At 72.1% G+C, this 22761-nt stretch carries 18 protein-coding genes; 10 read left to right on the top strand and 8 right to left on the bottom strand.

The features are described from left to right. Positions 1-68: 68 nt before the first annotated feature. The 3 genes from P3T35_RS09675 to P3T35_RS09665 are packed head-to-tail and all read right to left on the bottom strand — an operon-like array spanning position 69 to position 4149. Positions 69-674: a GNAT family protein gene (locus tag P3T35_RS09675; RefSeq protein WP_101383898.1), complete on the bottom strand. Its 606-nt coding sequence runs from the start codon at positions 672-674 to the stop codon at positions 69-71. After that, entirely contained in the window at positions 671-2335 is a 1665-nt protein-coding gene (locus P3T35_RS09670; protein ID WP_180356750.1) for an AMP-binding protein, read from the bottom strand. The genes P3T35_RS09675 and P3T35_RS09670 overlap by 4 nt, the downstream gene beginning before the upstream one ends. 41 nt (positions 2336-2376) lie before the next feature. Next, a complete protein-coding gene (locus P3T35_RS09665; RefSeq protein WP_143677001.1) occupies positions 2377-4149 on the bottom strand; it encodes a hypothetical protein in 1773 nt (590 codons plus the stop codon). A gap of 244 nt (positions 4150-4393) precedes the next feature. On the opposite strand from P3T35_RS09665, the gene P3T35_RS09660 reads away from it, so the two are divergent. Further along, positions 4394-5350, top strand: a complete 957-nt coding sequence (locus P3T35_RS09660; RefSeq protein WP_101383895.1) for a YihY/virulence factor BrkB family protein — start codon at positions 4394-4396, stop codon at positions 5348-5350. 66 nt (positions 5351-5416) lie between these two features. On the opposite strand, the gene P3T35_RS09655 is transcribed toward P3T35_RS09660, so the two are convergent. Next, positions 5417-6379 carry a YafY family protein gene (locus P3T35_RS09655; protein ID WP_280705005.1) on the bottom strand — a complete coding sequence of 321 codons (963 nt, stop codon included), beginning with the start codon at positions 6377-6379 and terminating at the stop codon, positions 5417-5419. Positions 6380-6474: 95 nt separating this feature from the next. Between P3T35_RS09655 and P3T35_RS09650 the strand changes: the two genes are divergently transcribed. Together P3T35_RS09650 and P3T35_RS09645 are read left to right on the top strand one after the other, a co-directional pair. Continuing rightward, on the top strand, positions 6475-7209 hold the full coding sequence (locus P3T35_RS09650; protein WP_101383893.1) for an alpha/beta fold hydrolase: 735 nt from the start codon (positions 6475-6477) through the stop codon (positions 7207-7209). Between the two features lie 144 nt (positions 7210-7353). Next, on the top strand, positions 7354-8385 hold the full coding sequence (locus P3T35_RS09645; RefSeq protein WP_101383892.1) for a helix-turn-helix transcriptional regulator: 1032 nt from the start codon (positions 7354-7356) through the stop codon (positions 8383-8385). A 108-nt stretch (positions 8386-8493) separates the two neighbouring features. On the opposite strand, the gene P3T35_RS09640 is transcribed toward P3T35_RS09645, so the two are convergent. Continuing rightward, positions 8494-9948 (bottom strand): cation:proton antiporter, encoded by a 1455-nt coding sequence (locus tag P3T35_RS09640; protein ID WP_280704999.1) that lies wholly within the window; start codon positions 9946-9948, stop codon positions 8494-8496. Positions 9949-9978: 30 nt separating this feature from the next. Next, positions 9979-10173, bottom strand: coding sequence for a hypothetical protein (locus P3T35_RS09635; RefSeq protein WP_101383891.1), 195 nt, complete (start codon positions 10171-10173; stop codon positions 9979-9981). Between the two features lie 392 nt (positions 10174-10565). Here P3T35_RS09635 and P3T35_RS09630 point away from each other — a divergent pair, with 392 nt between their 5' ends. Next, on the top strand, positions 10566-11567 hold the full coding sequence (locus tag P3T35_RS09630; protein WP_180356749.1) for a helix-turn-helix transcriptional regulator: 1002 nt from the start codon (positions 10566-10568) through the stop codon (positions 11565-11567). Positions 11568-11588: 21 nt separating this feature from the next. Here the strand turns inward: P3T35_RS09630 and glyA are convergent, their stop codons facing one another. Both glyA and P3T35_RS09620 read right to left on the bottom strand, forming a co-directional pair. Then, entirely contained in the window at positions 11589-12953 is a 1365-nt protein-coding gene (gene glyA, locus P3T35_RS09625; protein ID WP_101383889.1) for a serine hydroxymethyltransferase, read from the bottom strand. A gap of 86 nt (positions 12954-13039) precedes the next feature. After that, complete coding sequence (locus P3T35_RS09620; protein WP_143677000.1) at positions 13040-16195, bottom strand: non-ribosomal peptide synthetase; 3156 nt, start codon at positions 16193-16195, stop codon at positions 13040-13042. Between the two features lie 296 nt (positions 16196-16491). Between P3T35_RS09620 and P3T35_RS09615 the strand changes: the two genes are divergently transcribed. Genes P3T35_RS09615 through P3T35_RS09590 form a run of 6 tightly spaced genes read left to right on the top strand, consistent with a single transcriptional unit; the run spans position 16492 to position 22761 of the window. Further along, positions 16492-17295 carry a BTAD domain-containing putative transcriptional regulator gene (locus P3T35_RS09615; protein ID WP_101383887.1) on the top strand — a complete coding sequence of 268 codons (804 nt, stop codon included), beginning with the start codon at positions 16492-16494 and terminating at the stop codon, positions 17293-17295. Positions 17296-17306: 11 nt separating this feature from the next. After that, entirely contained in the window at positions 17307-18830 is a 1524-nt protein-coding gene (locus tag P3T35_RS09610) for an aldehyde dehydrogenase family protein (RefSeq protein WP_101383886.1), read from the top strand. Beyond that, positions 18827-20593: a non-ribosomal peptide synthetase gene (locus tag P3T35_RS09605; protein ID WP_101383885.1), complete on the top strand. Its 1767-nt coding sequence runs from the start codon at positions 18827-18829 to the stop codon at positions 20591-20593. Before P3T35_RS09610 ends, P3T35_RS09605 begins: the two co-directional genes overlap by 4 nt. Beyond that, positions 20583-21353, top strand: coding sequence for an alpha/beta fold hydrolase (locus P3T35_RS09600; RefSeq protein WP_143676999.1), 771 nt, complete (start codon positions 20583-20585; stop codon positions 21351-21353). The genes P3T35_RS09605 and P3T35_RS09600 overlap by 11 nt, the downstream gene beginning before the upstream one ends. Beyond that, positions 21350-21550, top strand: coding sequence for an MbtH family NRPS accessory protein (locus P3T35_RS09595; RefSeq protein ID WP_101383883.1), 201 nt, complete (start codon positions 21350-21352; stop codon positions 21548-21550). The genes P3T35_RS09600 and P3T35_RS09595 overlap by 4 nt, the downstream gene beginning before the upstream one ends. 2 nt (positions 21551-21552) lie before the next feature. After that, the gene (locus P3T35_RS09590) at positions 21553-22761 is read left to right on the top strand and encodes a cytochrome P450 (protein ID WP_101383882.1); all 1209 of its coding nucleotides are present in this window, start codon (positions 21553-21555) and stop codon (positions 22759-22761) included.

Below are 22761 nucleotides of genomic sequence, written 5' to 3'. Positions count from 1 at the left end.
CGCTCCCCTCAGGTGGTGTGCGGGCCTCAGGTGGTGTGCGGGCTTTCGGCGTTGGTGCATCGCGCGGCTCAGCCGCGCTCCCCCGCCGTGAGCGGTCCGAAGCGCTGCTGCCGCACGGTCGGCCACTCGCCGCGCAGGATGCTGTAGTAGACGACGTCGCGACGGCGCCCGCCCGGCATGTAGTTGAAGCTGCGCAGCACCCCCTCCTCCCGCGCCCCGATGCCGCGCAGCCCTTCGCGGGCACCGGTGTTCAGCACATCGGTCTTGAACTCGACACGCTCGCAGTCGAGTTCGGCGAAGGCGTGGTCGAGCAGCGCCAGCTTGGCGGCCCGGTTGATCCCGGTGCGCCGGGCCGCCTCGCACACCCAGGACCACCCGATCTCCAAGCGGCGCTCGGTCTTGGCCAGGTTGCCGTAGGCGGAGCTGCCGACGATCCGGCCGCTGCCGTTGTCGATGATGGCGAACACGATCCGGGTGCCGGTGAGGGTGTCCCGGACGGCCGTCTCGATGAACTCCTCAAGGTCCTGCTCGGTCGCGATGCTGCTCACGAAGTAGCGCCACGTGTCCGGTTCGAAGGCGATCTCCCGGAATCCCCCGATGTCCGAGATCCGGATCCGACGCAGGGTGACCCGGTCGTTGGCGAGTTCGAGTTGCGGCAGTTTCTCCCAGCTCATGCTTCCTCCGTGCCTTCGGCCGCCGCGGTCACCAGGACGTCCACGCCGGTGACGGTGCCGTCGTTGTAGACCCTGTGCTTCTGGTGGATGAGGTCCAGGTCGTCGCCGTAGCGCTTGGCTATCTGCGACCGGACCAGCTTGTACTGCGCGTTCAGCAGACCGTTCTCGATGGAGAACTGCTCGGATGCCACCACGACGCCGTAGATCCGCTGCTCGTACCGGAGTCGGTCGTTCAGCTCGGACACGCTGCGGGCCAGCGCCTGCTGGTCGGTGCCGGGGGCCGCGGGTGACACGACGGCCGTCAGGTACGGCTTCCCGTCACCGAACACCGCGCAGTCGTGGATCCCGGGCAACTCGCGCAGGCGCTCCTCCACCAGCGGCACCAGGATGTTGAGGGCGCCGCTCAGCGTCACGATGTCGTCGACCCGGCCGTCGATGTAGAGGAAGCCGTCCTCGTCGACATGGCCGATGTCGAAGGTCCTGACCTCGCCGGTCGGCAGGTAGGTCTTCTCGTTGGCCCCGGGTCCGCACCAGGTGTAGCGGGTGTTGACCGGGTGGGTGGTGCCGACGATCAGGATCCCGTCCTTGTCGAAGCGGATCCGCTTGTGCGGCAGGACCTTGCCGACGCTGCCGACCCGGGCGGCACCGGGGTGGTTCTTCGAGACGATGCAGGTCTCGTTGAGCCCGTAGCCCTCGTACAGCGGTACGCCGCAGTCGTTGAAGAAGTCGAGCATGGCCCGCCCGGCCGGGGCCGAGCCGGTCCACAAGTACCGGATCCGGCCGCCCAGTTCCGTCTGGACCGCCGCGCACCGCGCTGCCGGGTCCGCCACCGGGCCGGCCGCCTCGACGCGTGCCTTGAGCTGCTCGTAGAAGCCGGGTACGCCCATCACCACGGTCGGCGCGGTGGCCTTGGCGACTTCCAGCACGGTGATCCGGTCGGCCAGCGTGACGTCGTGGCCGTGCACCAGCGCCGAGTAGATCCAGTACCGCTGCTGGAGGAACCGCACCGGGAGGAAGACCATCAGGTTGTCCCCGTCGCGGTGGTCGAACATCTCCTGGACGGCGGCGATGGACTGGTTGACGCTCGCGGTGGTGGCCTCGATCCCCTTGGGGACGCCGGTACTTCCCGAGGTCTGCTTGATCGCGCAGATGTCCGCCGGGTCGTAGCCCTCGCCGAGAGCGGGCCCATCGAACCCGCCGCCCTCGAACCCCTCCGTCCCGCTGCCCTCAAGGCCCGTCTCCTCGGCCCAGGTGATGACCTCGGCGATGTCGCGGACCTGCCCCAGCGCCCCGCCCTCGACGAAGAGGAGGGTGAGGCCGAACTCGTCGAGGATCCGCTCCGGTCGGTAGCGACCGGGTTCGATGCCGGCCGTCACCGCCCCGAGCTTGAGCACGGCGAGGTCGAGCAGCACCCACTCGATCCGGTTGGGCGCCATGATGCCGACCCGGTCGCGGGCCCGCACGCCCAGCTCGTACAGCCGGCCGGCCACCCGGCGGGCACGGCCGTCGAGTTCGGCCAGGGTCAGCGACTCGACGCGCTCCGCGCGCCGGAAGTGGATCCGGTGCTCGGTGTCCTGACACTTCGTCAGGGCGATCGTGTTGATCGCGTCGGCGACCGGCACGACGGGACTGCGGGTGGGGTCCGGGATCTGGTCAGCCACGGGGTGTGTGCCCTCCTCGGTGTGCGAACTGGGAGTTGTGGTCATGCGGGTGCGGCTTCCGCCGGCGCGCCGGTCGCCATGGTGTACGGGCGCAGCCGCTCCCACGCTCGCGACTCGTACCAGTCCCGGCCGAATCCGCGCACCGGAGCGACCGACAGCGTGCCGGACTCCAGCCCCTCGACCAGCGTTCGCCACATCTCGTCCACCAGGGAGCAGTGACGGACCGCGTCGACCAGCTCCGCCCGGGTGTACGGCGGGCCCTCCATACGGACCAGCCGGATGTCGTAGCAGCCGCGGAAGCCGTGCCCGAAGGCGGTGAACGGGGGGTGCCACACCTGGGCTCCGGGGGCGCGGATCGTGTAGCGCACCCGCGAGGCGACGTGGCCGCCGTGGTGGTGCTCGGCGTGTTCCGCGATGTCGGGAATCTGCGGCGGGAAGAAGTAGTGGCGGTTCGCGGGGATCTCGGCCCGGTCGAATTCGCCGGGGACGAAGTGCCAGCGGTTGAACATCATCCGTTGCGCCGCCCGCCAGAGGATCGGCACGGTCTCGTCACCGGTTGCGGCCATCCGCGTGGTGTGCGGCAGGCAGCAGCAGAAGAAGTCACCCTTCTTGAGCGCCAGGACGCCCTCGGGGCCTCCCGGACTGGCACCGCGCAACGACGCCAGGTCTCTGATCGAACTGCTCATGCCGTAGTCGGAATCGGTTGCCAGGATCGCCGACAGGACGATCGCACCGAGCAGTTCACCGATGGCGCCTTGCTCCCCGGTGCCGGCTGCGGTGCCGTCCGGGCCCGCCTTCGCGTCGAGTTCGGCGGCGGCCAGCGTCATGGCCCGCAGATCCCTGCGGACCTTCCCCGACCCGGCCACGCCAAGGACGGTCCGGCCGAACTCGGCCACCAGCTCCGGCATCGTCTCGGGATCGCGGGGCAGCGGGAAGTCGGTGAGGTACTCGTTCTTGGCGAAGGTCAGCCCGTTGATTCGGCGGTATCGCATCATTTCGGAGCGGTCGACCTCGGCCAGGAGATTTCTGACCCGGCCCGCCAATTCGAGCAGCGGAATGCCGTGCGGATTCTCCGGAATCCGCCCCACCGCCGCACAGTAACCGACATAGCGGTCCATCAGGTAATCGCGGAGCCGGGTGGCCGAGAGCTGCCTCCCATTGAACTCCTCGAAGCGCACCGAACGGCCACTGAGGAACAGGCAGTACGCCAGCACGACGAACAGCCGGTCGGCCGGCCGCCAGGTTTCCACCGCACGTTCCCGCAGGCTCGCCAATAATCCGTCGCGGGTCAGGGTGTTGCTGCCGGCGTCGGATTTCGAGAACACGTCGCGGCCGACGAAGACGTAGACCGTCTCCACCCGCTCCACCCAGTCGGCGAGCTGCACCAGCCGGTGGTCGAGTTCGCCGCCCCGCGCCCAGGCCCGGAGCACGGCCTCGACCTCCAGGAGCTCCGCGGCCTCCCTGGCCTCCAGCGCCGCCGCCTCCTCGGCCACCATGTCCACGACCTGGGGCGGCACCCGCAACCAGCCGAGCGACTCGGCCCGCGGGTCCGCCACCTCCCCCGGCCGCCAGAAGGCCGGCCCGGACAGCGCCGACCTGGTGACCCGGATCAGTTCCTCGCCGGGCGCCGGCTGCTCGATGAAATCGATATCATCGCGACCGAGCAGGTGCTGCATCAGCAGGGATTCCCAGACCGTCAACCTGGAACAGGCCTGCCGGAACGAAACGCGTCCGCTATTGGTGAGCTCGCCGAGCAGTCGGCGTGACGTTTCCGCCGGGTCCGGGACGGTACCGGTGGAACTCGAAAGAATCATGGAAGCCCCTGGTCCGCAAGCCGAATGGCAGCACCACGCGCACCGCCGTTCCCGCGCGGGCGGCCTCGGCAAGCGAGGCTACCTGAATTGGACCCGACAAGCGAGACTATCGGATTTTCTACCGCGAGCGGAATCTCGATGACAACAACCGCGCCGATAATCGCCTCACACCCCACCGACACCAGGACCCTTTTACGGACCCGATAATCCGGGTAGACACACTGGCTGTGGAGGTGAACGCCCCGTGAACGTCGTCGAACGAGCCTTGCGAACGCTTGACCGAGCCCAGCAGCGCCGGACAGCGCCCGCCTTCGCGGTCGCTGTGGTGAAGAAGTACGGCGACGACCGCGGCGGCCAACTCGCGGTGCTCATCACGTACTTCGGATTCATGTCGCTGATCCCGCTGCTGCTCCTGCTCAGCACCGTGCTGGGCTTCGCGCTGCACGGACACCCAGCCGCCCAGCGGGCCGTGCTCAACTCGGCGCTCGCCGACTTCCCGATCATCGGCAGCCAGTTGCGCCAGAACGTGCACTCCGTCCAGGGCAACGGGCTCGCCCTGGCCATCGGCGTACTCGGCCTGCTGTACGGCGCACTCGGCGTCAGCCAGACCCTCCAGTTCGCCATGGCACAGGTCTGGAACGTCCCCGGCCGGCGCCGCCCCGGCTATCTGCCCCGACTCGGCCGGGGCCTGCTGCTCTTCGTGATCCTGGGCAGCGGCCTCGCGGTGAGCACCGCCGCCGCCCAGCTGACCGTCGCCACGGTCGGCGGACCGGCCGCGGGCGTCGGCGGGCTGCTGCTGTCCGCGCTGCTCAACACCGGCCTCTACCTGGTCTGCTTCCGGACCCTCACCCCACGCGACGTGACCTGGCGCCGCCTGGTGCCCGGCTGCCTGTTCGCCGGGCCGGGGTGGACCGTGCTCCAGGCCCTCGGCGGCGCCCTGGTGGCGCACCAACTACGGCACGCGGACCAGATCTACGGCTTCTTCGGCACGGTCATCGGCCTGCTGTCCTGGCTCTACCTCGGCGCCGTGCTGACCGTCTACGCCGCCGAGACCAACGTCGTCCTGGCCCGGCGCCTGTGGCCGCGCAGCCTCATCCAGCCGCCCCTGACCGGTGCGGACCGCAAGGTGCTCACGGCCATCGCCCGCCAGGAGGAACGGCGCCCGGAACAGGACATCCGCGTGCGCTTCAAGGACCTGTGAGCGGTGCTGCCTTCGTCGGCGCGGCCCCACCCGGCTCCCCCGGCCTCAGGCTCGATCGTCCACCGGTCACCCCGGCAGGCCCTCCGGCAGCCGTTCGGCGGCCGTGGTGAGCCGACCCGCGAGCACCCTGAGGCTGTCGCGCAGTTCGTCGGGGCTGTGGATGGTGAAGGGCCATTCCAGGGAGGCCAGGAGGCGGGCCACGCCGTCGAGTCGTTCGGCCCGGGTGCGCATCAGCACCCCGCCGGGGTGGGCGGTGAGGACGGCGGCGGAGTCCGGCAGACGGCGCGCGATCTCCTCGATGGGCCCGTCGATGAGGACCTCGACCTGCCAGCGGTAGGGGGCCTGCGCGAGCGCGGCGGTGAGGTGGCCGACCGGGTCGAAGCCGGCCGGGGTGGTGAAGCTCTCCGCCCGGGGCTCGACCGAGGCGATGCGGTCGATGCGGAAGGTGCGCAGACCGCCGCGGAGGTGGTCGTGGCCGATCACGTACCAGCGCCCGGCGTGGAAGACCACACCGTACGGGTCGAGGGCGCGTTCGCTCTGCTCCTGGCGCCAGGACCGGTAGCGCAGGTCGACGGTGCGACCGGAGCGGGACGCCTGGGCCAGGGACAGCAGGACGCCCGTCTCGGGTGCTTGCGCGATCACGGTGCCGGCGGTGAAGGAGAGGGTGTCGCGCATGGCGGCCAGCGGTTCCCGCAGGGGTTTGGGCAGGACTCGTTCGATCTTGGCCAGGGCGCTGGCCCGGGCCGTCGCGGTACTGCTCAGGCCCAGCCGTTCGCCGGCGATCAGGCCGAGGACGACCGCCAGGGCCTCGTCGTTGGTGAGCACCAGCGGCGGCATCTGGTAGCCGTGGGCCAGCCAGTAGCCGCCGTAGCGGCCGCCTTCGGACTCCACGGGAATGCCCAGCTCGCGTAACCGCGCCATGTACCGGCGGATGGTACGGACATCGGTGCCCAGGCGGTCGGCCAGCTGGGTGCCGGTGAGCCCGGCGTCCGTCTGGAGCAGTTCGAGCAGGGCCAGTACGCGCGTCAAGGGGTGAGACATCGTCAACTCGTGATACCAGGGCGGAATCTGTCCTGCATTGATCCTACGCTCCCTTTGTCACCTCGAAAGGGAGAAGATCCGCAATGGCTACTTTCGTACTCGTTCCCGGTGCCTGGCTGGGAGCCTGGGCTTGGGAGGAGACCGCCCGTGCCCTGCAGGAGCTCGGCCACACGGTGCTGGCCCTGACGCTCACCGGCCTGGGCGAGCGCGCCGACCAGGCGACCCGGGACACCGACCTGGACACCCACGTCGACGACATCGTCGCCTCCGTCGAGCAGGCGGACCTGCGCGAAGTCACGCTGGTGGCGCACAGTTACGCCGCGGCCCCCGTCACCGCGGCCGCCGGCCGGCTGGGAGCACGGCTGAAGCGCCTGGTCTACCTCGACAGTGCCCCGTTCGCCGAGGGCATGCGGATGCTGGACCTCATGCCGTCGGACGTGGCGGAGCAGCTGAGCCGGCAGGTCGCCGACCACGGGGAGGGGTGGCGCCTGTCGATGCCGCCCTTCGAGGCCCTCGGCTCCTTCGGCAGCCTCGACGGGCTCGGCGAGGAGCAGCGCGGCCGGGTGCGCGCCCTGGCCGCACCCCAGCCGTTCGGCACCTTCGTGCAGCGGCTCACCGGCCCGGATCAGGCCGACCCCGGCGTGGACCGGGTGCTGGTCGCCTGCAACGACTTCAGGGCGCTCATGGACGCCGAGGTGCCCATGCTGGCCTTCCTGAACCAGCCGCCGTGGCGGCGCTTCGACCTGCACACGGGGCACTGGCCGATGCTCTCGGTGCCCGCCGAGCTGGCCGGCGTCCTGCACGCCGCGGTCGCCTGACCGCTGCCTGACCGCTGCCGGGACACCGCACCGGCGGCGGCAAGCTGTGGAAGTGCCGTGGGAACGTCCGCGTGAGGAGGGTGGGGTGGCGAGTGCCGGGGCTATCGTCGTGCTTCTCGGAATAACCGCCGTGGAGGAGGACGGGTGGACTTACCAGCACTCACCAGTCAGACGGTCGCGCTCTACCGGCAGTTGCTGTCCGAGCCCCGATCCCGCGTCGCCGACGCAGCCGCGGCCCTGGGGCTGACCGAGGAGACAGCCCGGGCGCTGGTCGACGAGCTGAGCACCCTCGGCCTGGTGCGCACGGCGCCGGACGACGAGCAGCGGCTGGTGGCCGTGAACCCGGCCGTGGCGGTGGCGCAGACGCTGTTCCCGGAGGAACGGGACCTGCGCAAGCGCCAGCAGGAGCTGGCTCGGGCCCGGGCGGAGCTGGAGGAGCTCGAACAGTTCTACACGGAGCACCGCAAGCAGTGCCGGGGAGCGGCCGCGATCGAGATCCTGCCCGGCCTGGACGCGGTCCGCTCGATGCTGCGTCAACTCGCCGACTCCTGCGTCGAGGAGGTGCTGACCTCGCAGCCGGGCGGCGGGCGGGCCACGCCCGTGCTGGAGGAGGCGATCGGCCGCGACGAGGAGATGCTGCGCCGGGGCGTCCGGATCCGGACGCTCTACCAGCACACCGCTCGCTACGACCCGCCGACCGCGGCCTACGTGGAGCGGGTGACCAGGCTCGGCGCCGAAGTCCGCACGCTGAGCGACGGGTTCGCCCGGATGATCGTGTTCGACCGCCGGGTCGGCGTGGTCTCGCTGCACGACGAGCCGTACGGCGCGGTGCTGGTGCACGATGCCAGCTTGCTCGACTTCATGCTGACCTCGTTCGAGCGGGCCTGGGTCGAGGCGGCCCCCTACCCGACCAGCTACTCCCAGCGCGAAGTTCAGGCCCTCTCCGCCGAGATCCGCAAGGACATCGTCCAGTTGCTGGTGGCGGGCCTGGACGATCGGGCGATCTCCCGCAGGCTCGGCATGGCCCTGCGGACCTGCCAGCGCCACATCTCCACGATCATGGAGGGCCTGGGCGCGCGCAGCCGCTTGCAGGCCGGCTATCTGATCGCCCAGCAGGGGCTGCTGGAGGAATCCCGCCGACCGCAGGACCCGCCGACCGCCGACGTGCCCGGGTAGACCAGGTAGACCGGACAGGCCGGGCGGGCCGGGCGGGCGGGCCGGGCGGGCCGGGCGGGCCGGGCGGGCGGGCGGGCCGGGTAGACCGGGTAGACCGGGCAGGCCGGCTCAGATCGCCGTGCCGCTGGTGCTCGACACCGTGGCCCGCTCGGGGGGCGGCACGGGTGCCGGACGCCGCCCGGCGAACACCCGGGCGATGCCGGACAGGGCGGGCGCGGTGACCGCCGTGCTGATCAGCGTCATCACCACCAGCAGCGAGTAGACCAGGGAGCTGATGACACCGAGCTGGTAGCCGATGCTCAGGATGACCAGCTCGGTCAGCCCCCGGCAGTTCATCAGCGCGCCCAGCGACAGCGCCTGCGGCCATTCGATACCGCCGACCCGGGCCGCGGCCGAGCTCGCTCCCCACTTGGCGAGCATCGCGACGGCCGTGATCAGCAGGCACCAGGCCCATCTGGTGGGATCGGATCCCAGCAGGTCCAGCCGGATGTTCAGTCCGGCGGAGACGAAGAACAGCGGGAGCAGCAGGCCGGCGACGCCGCGCAGGTGCTCGACCGCCGCGTTGACGGGCGGCAGGTTCCGGGGCATGACCGCACCGAACAGGAAGGCGCCGAAGATCGGATGGACGCCGATCCGGTCGGTGGCGTACGAGCTGAGCAGGACGCCGCCGAGGAGCAGCGGCAGGACCGCTGCCACGGGGACGGTCCTGGACGCATCCGCGCGGCCGACCCGTAGCAGCAGGGGTCGCACGCCGTACCGCATGACGAGGAAGAAGGCCCCCGACAGTCCGATCGTCACCAGCACCCGCGCCGGGCCGTGGTGTCCGGCCAGCGCGGTGACCAGGGCGAGCAGGCACCAGGCGATCACGTCGCCCACCGCCGCGCTGGCGAGGGCCAACGCGCCGAGCGGGGTGCGGTCCAGGCCGCGGTCGGTCAGCACCCGGGCCAGTACCGGGAAGGCGGTGACGCTCATCGCCACCCCGATGAAGAGCGCGAACACCGGGAAACCGACGCCGGGTTCGGCGAACCGGGTGTACATCGGGACGGCCAGCAGGATGCCGGCCAGCGCGGGCAGGGCGATACCGGCGTGGCTGATCAGCACGGCCGACGACCGGTGGCGGCGCAGCCGGCCGAGGTCCAGTTCGTAGCCGATCAGGAACATGAAGGCCACCAGGCCGAGTTGGGAGAGCGTGTCGAGGACGGGGGCGAGGTGCGCCGTGAAGAGCCAGCGCTCGGTCCCCGGCGACAGCCGTCCGAGCAGCGAGGGGCCGAGCAGGATGCCGGCCAGGATCTCGCCGATCACCGCCGGCTGGCCGAGCCTTCGGCAGCACCGGCCGGCCAGTTGGGCACAGAGCAGGATCAGCGGCATGGCGACCAGGAAGGTACCGAACACGCTGGTCGACTTCGCGGCCCCGCCGGGTGCCCGGGGGCCGCCGTCGCCGCCGATCGCGTGGAGCAGCAGGGCGATCGCCGCAGCGGTGACGGCCACCAGGGCCAGATGGGCGAGCAGGGTGGGGGCGCGTCCGGTCCCGGGGCGCCGGTCCGGGCTGTTGCTTCCGCGCATGGCAGCCTTCCAGGTGGATGCTGTTGGGGGTCAGCCCCAGCCGGTGTCGCCGGCGAGGACGGTGCCGGTCGGGGAGGAGGTGCTCTGCGCCGCGGCCACCGGGGCCGGGGCCGGGCCTCCCCAGCCGGTGTCCGAGGGGCCGGCGAGGATGCCGACCGGTCCGGCGGACATCGCGGCGGCGAGCGCGGTGGCGGCGAGGGCGATGACGATCCTGGTACGTGTCACCTTTGGCTCCTGTAGGTGAGTCGCGAGGCTTGCGGATCGCGAGGACGGCTGGGAGTTCGTCCGCTCGGCCGACCTCCCGGGGGCGCTCTCCACGATGCGCCGCGGCCGGGGGGCGACATAGGAGCCCTGGGCCTCGTAAAGCCGCCTGGCGACTTGACGACCTGGGGACACAAGGGTGAAAACCGGATCGAATCCAGCTGAACCAATGGCTCCGGTGGCGCGTTCAACTGCCGCGCACGGTGGACCATTTCATCGGGTCCATGGCATCCGTCCCGCTTTCACAGGTTTTGGTCCGCTGGCGTGTTCCCGCCCGGCGCGATGCCGAACCCCCGGGCGGCCCCGGGCCGGCGCTCCCGTCCGCCATCGTGGTACCGACCGGGAGGAGAACTGCCTTGGACGCTTCGGACGCCCCCGGGCCGGCCCGCCTGCCCAGCCTCGGCACCGGTGGTCTGCTGGTCTACACGCACGCGGTCCAACGTGAGGCGGTGTCCGTCACCGAACTCAGCGGCAGGGCGGGCCTGCCGGAGCGGTCGGTCCGGGACGGCATCGCCGAACTCCTCGGGCTGGGCCTGTTGGAGGCCGTCCCGGGGGCGTCGGACCGGTACCGGGTGATCCCTCCTCAGACCGCCCGGGACCTCCTCCTCGGTCCGGTGGTCCGGGAGATCGACCAGCTCCGGGACGAAGTGGACCGGGTGCGTGCCGAGTTCGACGGCCTGCTGCCGCTGTACGAGTCCAGGACCGACCGGGTCCGGCCGGTGGTCCGGCTGCCCGGCCCGGAGTCACTGCGGCGGTCCGCCGCCGAACTGGGCAGCCAAGCCCGGTCGGAGGTCCTGCTGTGCCGGCCGGCCGTCCTGCTCGGAACCGCCGACACGGCCTGGCCGCTGCCCTGGGTCTCCCAACTGCTCGCGCGGGAAGCCGAGATGCGCGTGCTGTATCCCTACGCGGCCAGGTTCACCCCGGCGGCCGGTGCGCTGGCGGAGCAGCTGACACCGCTCGGGGCCGTGGTCCGCACGCTGCCGAACGCGCTGCCGGAGTTCGCTGTCTTCGACCAGCGGGCCGCGCTGATCCCCCATCAGGATCCGGCGATCGGGGGCCTGCTGGTGCGCGACCCGACGCTGGTGGCCTTCCTCGCCGACCTGTTCGACCGCGACTGGGGGCTGGCGACGCCGTTCGACGGCGGCGTCAGCCGACCCGAACTCTCCGAGGTGACGGAGGAGTTGAAGGTCACCATCCTCAGGGCTCTGATCGCCGGCGGCAAGGACCGGGAGATCGCCCAGCAGTTGGGCATCTCCGAGCGGACCTGCCAGCGCCACATCGCCGACATCCTGGACCGGCTCGGCGCCAGGACCAGGATGCAGGCCGGATACCTCGCCCACCAGCGCGGCATCCGCTAGCAGCGGCACCCCGCAAGCAGGTCAGAAGCCGTACCCCGGCAAGGGGTGCCGGCGGCAGATCTCCGCCACCTGGCGACGGACCGCCGAACGCAGCGCCGGATCGAGCGGCTGGTCGGCGTCCGGCCGGACGGCGCCGATGACGTCGGCCACCAGGTGGGCGCATTCGGCCGCCTCGGCCGGCCCGAGGCCGCGGGCGGCCAGGGTGTTGCTGCCGAGCCGCAGCCCGCTGGTCACCCGGGCGGGCGTGGTGTCGCCGGGCACCCGGTTGCGGTTCACCACGATCCCGCAGGACTCCAGGGCCCGTTCCGCGAGGTCCCCGGTGAGACCGGTGCCGCGCAGGTCCAGCAGCACCATGTGGGTGTCGGTGCCGCCGGTGACGAGGCGCAGCCCCCGCAGGTCCAGCGTGGTCGCCAGGCTCGCCGCGACGTCGACCAGGCGCTTCGCCAGCTCGGCGAACTCTCCTCCCGCGACGAAGCCGAGGGCTCGGGCCTTGGCCGCCACCGATGCGAGATCGGGCGTGCCCTGGGTGGCCGGGAAGACCGCGCGGCGCAGCACCCCGGCCAGCGAGCCGCCGTTGGGGCCGGCCGTGTCGGCGTCCTTGCCCAGCAGGATCAGTCCGCCGCGCGGGCCGTACAACTGCTTGTAGGTGCTGGTGGTGACGGCGTGCGCGTGGTCGATCGGGCTGGGGTGCAGGCCGGCCGCGACCAGGCCGGCGATGTGCGAGATGTCCGCGACCATGTACGCGCCGACTTCGTCGGCGATGTCGCGGAACCGTCGGAAGTCGATCGTCCGTGGATACGCGCTGGCGCCGCAGATCAGCACCTTGGGCCGGTGTTCCCTGGCCAGTCGGCGGATCTGCCGGTAGTCCAGGTAGCCGTCGGGCGTCACCCGGTAGCCGACCGATCTGAACCACCGTCCGGTGATGGACGCCGGCGACCCGTGGGTGAGGTGGCCGCCGCAGTCCAGGTCCAGCCCGAGCAGGGTGTCTCCCGGCTTCAGCAGCGCGCTGAGGACGGCCAGGTTGGCGGAGGTTCCGGAGTGCGGCTGGACGATCGCGTCCCGGGCCCCGAAGGCCGCGCACGCCCGGGCGATGGCGAGCCGCTCGATCTCGTCGGCGACCGAGCAGCCGCCGTGGTAGCGGGCACCGGGGAAGCCCTCGGCGGTGAGGTTGCCGAGCGCGGTTCCCGCGCAGGCCAGCACGGACGGGTCCGCGATGCTGGAGGCCGCCACCATCATCAGCGTCTCGTCCTGGCGGGTGTTCTCCTGTTCGAGCAGGTCGTACAGGTCGGGATCGGTCTGCTGCAGCCGGGCCGCCGCATGGGCGGCGAAACCGATCAGACCGCCCTTGGCCGGCGACCAGGTCTCCGGCTGGATCGCGATGGTCATCTGACGCTCCCTGGGGTTGCGGAACCGGGTGGGGCCGAGGCGGGGCCGGGGGCCGGGGTGCGGCCGGGCCGGCTCCACCGGGTGGCTCAGGCGAGTCGACTGAGGGCCTCGGCGGCGCTCACCGCCTGGCCGCCGATCGCTTCGTCGGCCGCCAGCCGGGCAGCCAGTTCGCCGAGCACCGGGTGGCCGAAGACGGTCCTGATCGGGATCGGCACGCCGAGCAGTTCGCGCAGCAGCGAGGCCAGTCGGGTGCCGCTGAGCGAGTCGCCGCCGAGCCGGAAGAAGTTGTCGGCGGGCACCGCGTCGTCCAGTCCGAGGATCTGGGCGGCGGCCGCGCAGACCACCTGCTCCAGCGGCCCGCCCTCGGTCGGCGCGGGCGCCCGGTCGGGCTGGCGGCCGGCCGACTCGACCAGCGCCAGCCGGTCCACCTTGCCGTTGCGGGTGAGCGGCAGCGTGTCGAGCACGGTCCACCCGGAGGGGACCAGGTGCTTGGGAAGCCGCTGCGCCAGCCGGGATCGGATCTCGTCGGCCGAGCAGCCGTCCGCGGTCACCAGGAAGCCGTGCAGCCGGCGGACGCCGTGCTCGCTGCGCGGCGCCACCACGACGGCCGCTCGCACGCCGGGGTCCTGTCGCAGGGCCGCCTCGATCTCGCCCAGTTCCACCCGCTGGCCCTGGATCTTCACCTGGAAGTCGTCCCGGCCCAGGATCTCGATGCTGCCGCCCGGCAGGTAGCGGCCGAGGTCGCCGGTCAGATAGGCCCGCCGCCCGCTCCCGGGCAGCCGGACGAACTTGGCGGCCGTCCGCTCCGGATCCCGCCAGTACCCGTGGGCCAGGCCGACCTCGGAGGCGACCACCATCTGGCCCGGCACACCGATCGGACGCTCCCGCAGCTCCTCGTCGAGGATGTGGTAGGCCTGGTTGGTGATCGGCGTGCCGTACGGGATGCTCGCCCATGCCGGGTCGACCTCGCCGATCGGCTGGAACAGCGACCAGCAGATGGTCTCGGTGGGCCCACCGGATCCGACCACCCGCAGCCGGGTGCTCTGCGCCCGCATCCGGGCGGGCAGGGTGAGCGGGATCCAGTCACCGGACAGCACCGCCAGGCGCAGCGAGGCGAGCGGGCGGTCGGTGCGGGTCTCGGCCTCGCCGACCAGCAGTTCCATCAGCACCGGGACGGAGTTCCAGACCGTGATCGACTCGGCCGCCACCCGGTCCGCCCAGGCGTCCGGCTCGGCCTGCTCGAACTGGTCGGGCAGCACCACCGTGCCACCGACGGCCAGGACCCCGAACACGTCGTAGACCGAGGCGTCGAAGTGCAGCCCGGAAATGGCCAGCAGCCGGTCCGCCGCGGTGACTTGGAAGCGGCTGTTGACGTCGTCGATGAGGTTCACCACGCCGCGGTGGTCCACCACCACGCCCTTGGGTTCCCCGGTGGAGCCGGAGGTGTAGATCACGTAGGCCGGATCGGTCTGCCGCTGGACGGTGGGCAGCGCGGTGGTGTCACCGGTTTCGAAGTCCTCGTCCACCCGGTGGCGGACGACGCCGGCCGGCCAGTCGAGCTTCTGGTCCAGTCGGGCCTGGGTGAGGACGGTGCGGACCTGCCCGCCGGCCAGCAGCCGGTGCAGCCGTTCCGCGGGGACGGTGGCGTCCAGCGGGAGGTAGGCCGCGCCCGAGGCGAGGATGCCGTAGACCGCCGCGTACTGCTCCCAGCCCTTCTCCATCACCACGGCCACCAGTTCTCCCGGACGGGCGCCGGCGGCGCGCAGCCGCCGGGCGATCCGGTTGGCGTACCCGCCCAACTCGGCGTAGCTGAGCCGCCGTCGGCTGTCCACCACGGCCTCGGCCTCGGGGGTGCGGGTGATCTGCGCGGACAGCAGCTCGTGCAGCAGCGCGTCCCGGACTTCGCCGTCGGTCGCGTTCACCGAGAGCCGCAGCGCCTGCTGGTCGGCCGGGATCAGGTTGAAGCGGTCGGTGTGCCAGACGTCCCGGTCTTCGGCGAGGAGGTCGAGGAGCGCGCCGTAGGCGGCGAACATGGCGTCCAGCAGGCCCGGCGCGAAGGCGCCGTCGACGAAGTCCCAGATGACGCGCAACTCGTCGTCCAACTCCCGCAGTTGGACGTCCAGGGAGACCTGCGGGGTCTGCGAGATCGAGTACACCTCGCGGCCGAGGTCGGACACCGGTCGGCGGGTCGGGTAGTCGAGCAGGCTGGTGACCACCACCGGCATGGCGGCCTGCATGCCGGCGCCGTGCACCCGGGTCAGCTCGCGCAGCACCTCGATTCCGTTGAACTCGCCGTGTTCCGTGTCGAGTTCGATCTGCCGGTGGAGGGCGCGGGCGCGGTCCAGGAAGGTGTCACCGGTCGAACGCGCGGTGAGCAGCACGGCGTTGGTGAAGTCGCCGAGGACCCGTCCGATGCCCGGATGGACCCCAGGGCGGTGGAACACCGGGTAGTTGATGGTGAAGTCGGGGGTGTCCGACCAGTCCCGCACCACCTCGGCGAAGGCCGCGGTGAGCAGGGTGGACAGGGTGAGCCCGTGTTCGGCCGCGAGCTCGGCCAGGCAGGCCGTGTGCTGCTGCGGCAGTCGGCGTTCCCGGCGGTCGAAGCGGACCGGGCCCGGTTGCGATGTCCCGGCCGGCAGCCCGGGGGCCGGGGGCAACTGCGGTACCCGGTCCAGCCAGTAGGCCCGGGCCCGCTGATACGCCTCGGTGTGCGGGAGTTCCTGCCGCCGCCAGATCGCGTAGTCGCGGAAGCCCAGGCCGGGGTCCGCGAGTTCGGTCTCCGGGTGTTCGTACAGGTCGACGAGGTCGGGGAAGAGCACCTGGAACGCGCTGGAGGCGTCGAGGACTTGCAGGTCGATCCCGAGGTGGATCCGGGAGACCCCGTCGGCGAGTTCGGTGATCCGCAGGTCGAACAGCGGCCAGCTGCCGACCGGGAACACCGCGTGGCTCATCTCGGCGCGGATAGCGGCGAGTTCGTTCAGCTGCCGGTCCGGCGGCAGGGCTGCGAGTCGGCGCACCGGGATCCGGTAGTCGCCGGGATCGGCCAGGACCTGCTGGGTGCCGTCCGGCCGCGCCACGGTGCGCAGCATGTCGTGGCGGTCCACCAGTCGGCGCCAGGCCGTGGCGAACCGTTCGGCGTCGAGGTCGTCGCGCTCCCACTCGAAGTAGCCGTGGCAGCCGATGTTGCCGAACTCGACGGCGTCGCCCCGGCCGATCATCAGCGCCTGCTGGGTCTCGGTCATCGGGAAGGGGTGATACCGGCCGTTCGGATCGACGCTGAGCGTCCGTTGCAAGAGATCAGTCACGTCCTTCTCCGCTCGCTGGGTGGCCACCTCGGCAGTTGAAGGCTCCGCAGCGGGGGTTACCCGGGGGTTATGGCCGGTGCACTATGTCCTACTTCAACAAGTTCGTCGGTTTTGTGCGGCCGTCGTATGGCGCAGCGGCGACAACACGACACCTTGGCCGGGCCGGTCCGCAGTCGGCCCGGTGGCACGCTCGATGAGGAATCCCATCCCACCCACGTCAAAGGAGTGGTCCGTTGGATGACGGGGCACGGCACTCCGTGGAAGTCCGGTTCCTTGGGTGCTTCTCACTCACTGTCAACGGCTCGCCGATCCGGCAGTGGCGGGCGGGCAAGGCCCGCAACCTCTTCCAGTACCTGGTGCTGAACAAGGACCAACTCGTCACCCGGGACCAGCTGTACGACGCGCTCTGGCCCGAGTCCGAGTTCCCGGGCGGCAGTTCGCTCAAGGTCGCGGCCCATGCGCTGCGCCGGGTGCTGCAGGCCCATCCGGACCGGCCGGGTGACACCGGAATCAGCATCGTCTACCGCGACTTCGGCTACTCGATCCACATCGAGGACTTCGGGTCAGACGTCGAGGAGTTCCAGCGGCTGGTGTCCGACGGCCTGCGCGCGCACCGGGCGGGGGACGCGGAGCGCACCGACCGGAGCCTGCGGGCGGCACTCGGGCTCTACTCGGGTGAGTTCCTGCCCGGCGAGTCGGCCGCGTGGGTGGTCGAGCAGCGCGAGTACCTCAAGTCGCTGGCCATGCGCGCCCTCGATGTGGTGCGGGCGGCCGCGGTGACCCGGGACGACTTCGACGACCTGATCCAGGTGTGTCGGCAGACCCTCGGCATCGACCGGTACCACGAGGAGACCTACCGGGTGCTGATGGCGGCGCACGGCCGCCGTGGCGAGTTCGACCGGGCGCGCAGCTGGTACGAGCTGTGCTCCCGTCGGCTCATGGAGGACCTCGCGGTGGCGCCGGACCGGGAGACCGAACGCACCCTTCAGAGGATCATTCCGCGCACCAGGCTCGCCCCGGTGCGACTGGCCGGCTAGGAGGCAGACCCATGACCGCTCGCAGCCGGCCGCCGGTGCCGGAGCAGCAGTTGACAGACCAGTGGATCGGCGGACGCTGGCAGGCGTCCACCGCGGAGGCCGCGATCGAGGTGGTCGACCCGAGCACCGAACTGCGCATCGCCACCGTGCCGGCCGGCACCGCGGCCGACGCCGATCGGGCGGCCCGGGCCGCGGCCGCCGCCTTCGACGGCTGGGCGGCGACCCCGGTGCCCGTCCGGGCCAAGGCCCTGCGGCGGATCGTCGAAGGCCTGACCCGGCGTGCGGATCGTTTCGCCGAGCTGATCACGGCGGAGGTGGGTGCGCCGGTCCGGGTCGCCCGCCGCACCCAGGTGGGCCTGGCGATCGGCATGGCGGCGCACAGCCTCGACCTGCTGGACGGCTTCGCGTTCGAGCGCCGGATCGGCAACTCGCTGGTGGTGCACGAGCCGGCCGGGGTGGCGGCCTGCATCACTCCGTGGAACATGCCGCTGCTGCTGACCGTGCAGAAGGTGCTGCCCGCCCTGGCCGCCGGCTGCACGGTGGTCCTGAAGCCCAGTGAGATCACACCGCTGCACGCCTACCTGCTCACCGAGCTGATCGCCGAGGCCGACCTGCCGCCGGGGGTGTTCAACCTGGTGGTGGGAACGGGCCCCGAGGCGGGCGCGGCCCTCGCCGGCCACCCGCTGGTGGACACCGTCTCACTGACCGGGTCGACCAGAGCCGGGCGGGACGTGGCCGCCCGGGGCGCCGCGACCGTCAAGCGGGTGCACCTGGAGCTCGGGGGCAAGGGCGCCAGCGTCGTGCTCGACGAGGAGAGCCTGGAGGACGCAGTCCGGGCCACCGTGGACCAGGTCTGCTTCAACTCGGGGCAGTCGTGCCTGCAGTGGAGTCGCCTCCTGGTCCCCGCCCGACTCGAGGACGAGGCGCTGGCGCTAGCGGTCGAGGCGATCGCCGACTACCGGGTCGGCGATCCCCGGGAGGAGTCGACCGACCTCGGCCCGCTGGTCAGCGCGGCGGCCATGGCACGCGTCACCGGCCACATCAGCCGGGGCCTGGCGGACGGCGCCCGGCTGGTGGCGGGCGGGCCCGGACGGCCGGACGGCCTGGACCGGGGCTACTTCGTGCGGCCGACCGTGTTCGCCGGGGTCTCCCCCGATGCGGCCCTCGCGCAGGAGGAGGTCTTCGGGCCGGTGCTCTGCGTACTCCCGTACCAGGACGAGGAGGACGCGGTGCGGATCGCCAACGGCACCAAGTACGGGCTGCACAGCTCGGTCTGGGCCGGGCGGGACCGACGGGCCGAGCGGTTCGCCCGGCGGCTGCGGACCGGCCTGGTCGACCTCAACGGCGGACCGTTCAACCCCGCGGCGCCGTTCGGCGGCTTCAAGCAGTCCGGCCTCGGCCGCGAGTGCGGCACGGCCGGCCTGGAGGCGTTCCTGGAAGTCAAGTCCCTGCAGTTTCCGCAGGATTCCGGCGGCCCGCTCGGGCCCCGGCTCAAGGACACCGCACCTCGGACCGAGGAGAGGACCTCACGATGAGTACCAGCGCCACAACCGACGCGCGGACCGCCGGCCCGGTGCTCGCCGCCCTGCTCCGCTGGGCCGAAGAGCTGCCGCTGAGCACCGCGGTCAGCGCGCCGGACGGTGCCTTCGACTACGTTCAACTGGTCGATCGCACCCGCCGCCTGGCCGCCGCCATGGCCGCCCGCGGGATCGGTCCCGAGCGCCGGGTGGCGCTGCTGCTCGGCCGTTCGCGCGACAGCCTGGCCGCCCTGCTGGCGGTGTGGTGGCTGGGTGCCACCGCCGTGCCGCTGGACCCGGGGCACCCCGCGGAGCGCCTGCGGTACATCCTGCGGGACGGCGGCGTGGAGCTGGTGGTCACCGCACAGGCCCCGGGCTGGCTCCCGCCCGAGCCGGCCACCCTGCATCCCGAGCAGCCCGCCCCGGCCGCCCCGGCCGCCGGCCCGGTGCGGCCGCACCCGGACGGCGCCGCCTACCTGATCTACACCTCCGGAACCACCGGACGCCCCAAGGGAGTCGAAGTCACCTACGGCGGCCTCGCGGCCTTCGCCGACGCGCTCGGCGGGATCGGTCTGCCCAGCACCGGGCTCGGCCTGAACGCCGTCTCGCCGGCCTTCGACGGCTGGCTCTGGTGTTCGCTGCTCTACCTGCTGCACGGCCAGGGCGTGGCGATGGTCGACCTGACCCTGGAGGCGCCCGCGCACCAGGGCCCGGAGCCGATCCGGGCCGCCGCCGTGCGCACCGTCTCGCTGACACCGTCGCTGCTCGCCGCCCACGGCGACCAGGTGACCGGCGCGGAGGTCATCGTGGTCGCCGGGGAGCCCTGCCCACCCGCGCTGGCGGACCGGTTCGCCCCTGGTCGGCGCTTCCTCAACGTGTACGGGCCGACCGAGGCGACCATCGCGGCCACCTGGTCGGACAGCGTCCGGGGCGACGACGTGCACACCATCGGCCGTCCGCTGCCCGGCTACCGGGCCTACGTCCTGGACGCGGAGCTGCGCCCGGTGCCGCCGGGGACCGAGGGCGAGCTGTTCCTCGGCGGTCCGGCGCTGGCCCGCGGCTACCGCGGGCGAGCCGGGCTCACGGCGGCCCGGTTCATCCCCGATGTGTTCCGGGCGGACGGCTCGCGGATGTACCGGACCGGAGACGTGGTGCGCGAACTCCCCAACGGGGAGCTGGAGTACCGGGGCCGCCGGGACGACCAGGTGAAGGTCCGGGGGTTCCGGGTCGAGCTGGGCGAGGTGGAGCGGGCCGCCCGGGAACTCCCGGAGATCGCGGCGTCCGCGGCGTTCGTGGTCGGCTCCGGCGACGCCCTCGGGCTGGCCGTGGTGCCGGCGCCCGGCGCGGCCGCGGCGGGCCTGGCCGAGCGGGTGGCGGCGCACTGCGCGACGCTGCTGCCGGCCGCCGCGGTGCCGCAGACCGTCCAGGTCCGGGACAGCATCCCCACCCTGGCCACCGGCAAGGCCGACCGGGCCGCACTGGCGAGTGAGTCGGCGTCGGCGCCCGGGGCGGTCGGCACCGGACGTCCGCCCGCCACCGAGCGGGAGCGTGACCTGCTCGCGCTCTGGAGCGAGCTGCTGGACCGTCAGATCGACGGTGTGTCAGCCGACTTCTTCGAGCTCGGCGGCCACTCGCTGCTCGCCGCCCGGATGGTGGCCGAGCTGCGCCGGCGGACCGGTCTGCCGGTCAGCCTCGGGATGCTGCTGGCCAACCCCACGGTGGCGGCGCTGGCGGCGGAACTCGACGCGCTGGCCACCGCCGAGTCGGTGGGTGTGCGCTGAGATGGGCGGCTCCTGGCTGATGGACTGGCCCGCCCCGCCGGCCGTCCCCGTGCTGCTGTGCGTGCCGCCGGCCGGGGCCGGCTGCGGACGGTTCCGGTCCTGGCAGCAGGGCCTGGCGGGCCTCGCCCAGGTGATCGGCGTCCAGCCGCCCGGGCGGGAGAACCGCTGGCTCGACCCGATGCCCGGGAGCGTGGCCGAGGCCGTCGCGGAGCTGTCGGCCCAGGTCGCCGAGTGCGTCGGCCCGACCCGCCCGGTGGTGGTCTTCGGCCACAGCTTCGGCGGACTGCTCGGCTACGAGCTGGCCCGCACCCTCCGGGCCGAGCGCACCGCCCGGGTCACCGCCTTGGTGGTGAGCGCCTGCCGCCCGCCCGCGCACTGGCACGGGGCCGGACGCGGCATCGCCGAGGACGAGGCCGCGCTGGGCCGCCTGTTCGACACCGGCGGCCCGGATGTGGCCGCCCTGGACCCGGACACCCGCGCGCTGCTGCTTGAGGTGCTCAGGCGGGACGCCCGGTTGTCGCTCGGCTACCGCCATGCCGCCACCCCGGTGCTGGACGTCCCGATCCACGCCTGGGGTGGCGACGGGGACGACACCGTCACCCCGGAGCAGCTGGACGGCTGGCCCCATTACAGCGAACTCGCCTGCCACCGGCGGCAGTTCCCCGGCGGTCACCACTTCGCCTTGCGCACCCCCGAGTTGGTGCTGCCGCTGCTCGCCGAACTGCTCGCAGCCGTATCGACCGATGGAGGACGGCCATGACCAGCACTGACGCACCGCGGTACCGCGTCCTGACCAACCACGAGGGGCAGCACGCCCTGCTCCCGGCCACCGTGCCCGTCCCGGCCCGGTGGTCCGACACCGGATTCCTCGGTACCGAAGCCGAATGCATCGACCACGTCGACGCGCGGTGGACCGACCTGCGTCCGCTGAGCCTGCGGCGAGCCCTGGAGGGGTGACCATGCACATCGACCTGCTGGACCCGGGTCCGTTCAGCCGCAACGAGTTCTGGCCCGTCTTCGCCTGGCTGCGGGCGAACGCCCCGGTCTACCGGCACGCGGAGCCGGATGGCCCCGGCTTCTGGGTGCTGAGCCGGTACCGGGACATCGTCCAGGTGTACGGCGACAGCGACACCTTCAGCTCCCGGCACGGGATGCGGCTCGGCAGCGATCCGGCCGCGGTGGCCTCGGTCGCGCAGCAGATGCTGATCGTCTCCGACCCGCCCGAGCACACCAATGTCAAACGAGCGCTCAGCAAGGCCTTCGGGCCGGCCCAACTGCCGAAGCTGGAACAGATGGTGGCCGAGGTGGTGGGCGACCTGGTGGCCGAGGCGGTGGACCGCGCCGAGTTCGACTTCATCGAGCTCGCCAAGCAGCTGCCCAACCGGGTGGTGTGCGCCATGATGGGCATTCCGCGCGGCGACTGGTCCTGGATCGGCGACCTCACCACCGAGGCCTTCGACTCACCGGACGAGGCGGTCCGCAGCCACGCGCACTCCGAGATCTTCCTGTACTTCATCGAACTGCTGCGGCAGCGCCGCGCCGACCCGGGCGACGACCTGATCAGCCAGATCGCCTTCGACGTCCCGGTGCAGGAGTCCGGCACCGAACGGATGCTCACCGACGAGGAGATCGTCTTCAACTGCAACGGCATCCTCTCCGGGGCCAACGAGACCACCCGCTACTCGGCCGCCGGCGCGGTCAACATGTTCGCCCGGCTGCCCGACCAGTGGGCGCTGCTGCGCCGAACCGGCCCGGCCGGGATCGATTCGGCGGTGGAGGAGATCCTGCGCTGGACCACGCCGGGCGTGCACGCGCTGCGCACCGCGACCCGCGACACCGAGATCGCGGGCGTCGCCGTCGCGGCCGGCGACCAGGTGACGCTGTGGAACGTCTCGGCCAACCGGGACGAGGAACTCTTCGACCACCCCGAGCAGTTCCGGGTGGACCGGCATCCCAACCGCCACATCGCCTTCGGCCACGGCCGGCACCTGTGCCTGGGCGCCCGGCTGGCCCGGCTGGAGCTCTCGGCCCTGCTCGGCGAACTGCTCGCCCACCTCGACGGGTTCGAGCTGACCGGCCCGGCGCTGTTCAACGCGTCCAATTTCACCTGGGGAGTCCGCAGCCTGCCCGTCCGGCTGCTCCGCGCGCCCGCCGTAACCGGGGCATGA

It is taken from the genome of Kitasatospora sp. GP30 (assembly GCF_029892145.1).
Taxonomy (GTDB): domain Bacteria; phylum Actinomycetota; class Actinomycetes; order Streptomycetales; family Streptomycetaceae; genus Kitasatospora; species Kitasatospora acidiphila.
This window is presented reverse-complemented; position numbering and strand designations above follow the sequence as displayed.